We start from the raw sequence: 347 nt of genomic DNA, 5'->3' as shown, positions 1-347 counted from the left end.
TCTGCAGGTGCAGTTGCGCGGGTTCCGGATCGAGTTGGGCGAGGTCGAGGCGGTGCTGGCGCGGCACGAGGCGGTCGCCGACGTCGCGGTGATCGTCCGCGACGACCGTCTCATCGCCTACGTCGTCGCCTCCGGCGAGATCGATCCGGCCGAGCTGCGCGGGTTCGCAGCGACCCAGCTGCCCGGGTACATGGTCCCGGCGGCGGTCGTGACGCTGGATGCGCTGCCGTTGACGGTCAACGGCAAGCTCGACCGCGCCGCCCTGCCCGACCCGGGGGTGTCGGTGCGTGTGTCGTCGCGGACGCCCCGGACGGCCGAGGAAGAGGTGCTGGCCGGGTTGTTCGCCG

Annotated in this window: 1 protein-coding gene; it reads left to right on the top strand. The window is 72.6% G+C overall.

Annotation, left to right across the window (positions count from 1 at the left end; genetic code table 11):
- Window positions 1–13: 13 nt before the first annotated feature.
- Window positions 14–347, top strand: a 334-nt coding sequence (locus tag QSK22_RS33440) for an AMP-binding enzyme (protein ID WP_502872407.1), incomplete at its 3' end; no start/stop codon positions are given.

Origin of the sequence: Actinomadura sp. NBRC 104425 (genome assembly GCF_030269545.1) — a bacterium.
In the GTDB taxonomy this organism is placed as follows: domain Bacteria; phylum Actinomycetota; class Actinomycetes; order Streptosporangiales; family Streptosporangiaceae; genus Spirillospora; species Spirillospora keratinilytica.
Note: the sequence above shows the minus strand (reverse complement) of the source record. Positions and strands in the feature narration are given on the sequence as shown.